The sequence below is a fragment of the Paenibacillus sp. OT2-17 genome (genome assembly GCF_009827695.1).
Lineage (GTDB): Bacteria > Bacillota > Bacilli > Paenibacillales > Paenibacillaceae > Paenibacillus > Paenibacillus polymyxa_B.
On sequence record NZ_WUDQ01000520.1, the window covers coordinates 1 to 2,594 of the forward strand.

The 2,594-nt window shown below is 43.4% G+C and carries 3 protein-coding genes; all 3 read left to right on the forward strand.

The genetic code is table 11. The annotated features are described in order from the left end of the window. Positions 1 to 145: 145 nt before the first annotated feature. Positions 146 to 697, forward strand: a complete 552-nt coding sequence (locus GRP75_RS23985) for a PepSY domain-containing protein (RefSeq protein WP_160790568.1) — start codon at positions 146 to 148, stop codon at positions 695 to 697. Positions 698 to 903: 206 nt separating this feature from the next. Beyond that, positions 904 to 1,914, forward strand: a complete 1,011-nt coding sequence (locus GRP75_RS23990) for an aminoglycoside phosphotransferase family protein (protein WP_028542948.1) — start codon at positions 904 to 906, stop codon at positions 1,912 to 1,914. Positions 1,915 to 1,932: 18 nt separating this feature from the next. After that, positions 1,933 to 2,594, forward strand: a 662-nt coding sequence (locus tag GRP75_RS23995) for a phosphotransferase (RefSeq protein ID WP_160790569.1), incomplete at its 3' end; no start/stop codon positions are given.

Consider the following 2,594-nt stretch of genomic DNA (forward strand, 5'->3'; position numbering starts at 1 on the left):
AAAAACAGGAGCACAACGAATCATGACGACTTGATGATCATCTCAGCTCATGTTTTCTCATGGTTTTCTCATGATTCTATTATGTTCCTCTCATGTTCAAGAGATAAGCTGTATTCATGCTTATAGCACAAGGAGGAATTATGTAATGAAAAAAAACTATACATTAGGAATTATGGCAGCCACGGTTCTGCTTGGAGTTACAGTTACGGGTGTCTCAGCGAATGCCGTATGGGCCGCTAAACCTACGAGCCTTATTGGAGCGACCGCCGCTGCCAACATTGCCAAGAAGGCTGTGGGGAATAATGCACAAGTTGAAGATGTCGAACTGGAGCGCAAGAACGGAAAAGTCTACTATGAGGTGGATCTCCAGCAAGGGGATAAAGATTGGGATATAGATGTTGATGCTTATACTGGGAAAACCATCCGTTCCCATTCTGAGCTTGATCATGACTCGAATGACGAGTCCTCCCTTAACAAGCCAAATCACATCACCCTGACTGAAAAACAGGCTGGACAAATTGCGCTTAAGCACGTACCCGGGAGTACCCTTTTGTCTTCTAAATTGGATAAGGAAGATGGACAGTTCATCTACGAGGTAAAGGTACTCACCAACGAAGGAACCGTTGAGCTTGAAATCCATGCATCATCTGGCGCAATCGTGGATACAGACGAAGATGATGATGACAACGAATATTAATCACCCAGGTCATAATCAGGGTAACTAAATACAGAGCTAATTAATACGGAGCAGCGAACTTTCGCTGCTCCGTTTTTTTGACCAATGTGACATAGGAAAAGAACGAAGATCGCTTCATAAAACTGCACCTATTATTTCTTCATGAATAGACTGATAACTAACAGAGGATTACCTTTTTCTTCAATCCAAAGTCAAGTGAGGTTCTTATGGCGAAATCCTATACTAAAGCACAGATTCGCAAAATCACCCGTCGTTTCGGCCTGATCCCGTTAAAATCAAGCTTAGTCTCATCATTATACCGAAAAAATGCAGTGATCCAGGTGAAAACGAAAAAGGGAACTTATGCATTAAAGCCCTTTAGTCGTACAAAGATGATCCGTTCAAATACGATTCAACAGATGGAACGAGCTGCGAGTCATATAAGGCTTTTGAAAAAGAGAAAGTATACCTACATGCCCGCATGGCTCCCCACTCATTCCGGTAAGTTATGGACTCTACATCAAGGAACGCCATTTTATGTAAGTCAGTGGATCAAAGGACGGGGACTGGAGACCGCTGAAGATTTCGAAAAACTGGGGCGGGCACTTGCCACACTTCACGCCACCTCCACCGGCTTGCATCGGATGGATAAAGGAAAGTCCCCTCCAACCATTCAACAATTGCGGATATGGAAAAACCAGGATCGTCTTTTTCAAAGAAAAATGATAAAAAACAGTCGCCATGATAAAACGTACCGCAACTGGTACAATGCTCACGGCGAAGACTGCAAACGTTTATCCAGGCGAGCATGGAAGGATTTGCAGGATGCATCCATCATAAGGCTGCTTCGGATGGAACATCGGCATCCCTCCTTGATACACAGTGATATCACTACCCCAAATGTCATTATTTCGGATGACGGTCATCTCAAAATCATTGATTGGGATCGGGCTAAGATCGGCTCAATCTATGCTGATTTGGCAAAGGCCCTTATGAATACGACTCAATTCAATCCTGAATTTGTGCAATCCTTGCTGAAGGGATACCAAAAGCGTAAACCACTAAGCCGTACTGAACGGAAGATTGTTACAGCTTTATATAAACTACCACGAGAAGCCTGGCATGCTTCCCGACACCCGAATCGTTCAAGAGATCGCGAAATCCTGGACAATTGGGATCAGTCGTGGCCTCTTCGATTACAAATCATCCATATTTTGCAGGAGTGGGCTCATGTATAAAAGAAAGTGAGGATCAAAATGTCGATTTTATCGAACGTTGAGCAGATGTACGGAATCAAAATTCATCGTACCCGTCAAATGAAGGACATTCACAAGATTGAGACCGCTAATACGACTTATTGCTTAAAACCCTACAAATTTCCGGAAGAAGAGATCCGTTTTATTACACGTGTCTTGTCCTACTTGGATGAGCGCGGGTTTACACGCAGCCAAAAGGTCTATCCAACAGTACAACAAACGGCTTACATGACCTATGAAGGTGTTTCGTATACATTAACCAATTGGGTTCATGGACTCAGACCAGAATTCACAAAAAGAATAGACTTCAAAAAGGGAATTGCTACTTTAGCCAAATTCCATTCCAGTGCCGTTAGCTTTCCTATCACTGAAGCTCCGCCATCCAGAATCCGTTATGAAGGCTTGAGCGATGAAATAGCTGGATACAAAAAACGCCTCATCCCATACAGAGGCACAGCACATCTCGTAGCTCTTTGTGAAGAAGTGTCCCATCGCCTACAGCAGCCCAAAGTTAGAGAAGCCATTGTTCAGGAGCAAAAAGCCGCCGCATTTATACACGGCGACTATAATTATCCCAATCTGATTAAAGACAAACAGCTCAAAATCCATATGATCGACTTTGAAAATTGCTCCCTACATGTAAGGATGAAAGATCTCTCCCA

Bases quoted from the DNA above. Each gene is read 5' to 3' on its own strand.
- GRP75_RS23985 (WP_160790568.1), top strand. From the start codon at position 146: ATGAAAAAAAACTATACATTAGGAATTATGGCAGCCACGGTTCTGCTT.
- GRP75_RS23990 (WP_028542948.1), top strand. From the start codon at position 904: ATGGCGAAATCCTATACTAAAGCACAGATTCGCAAAATCACCCGTCGT.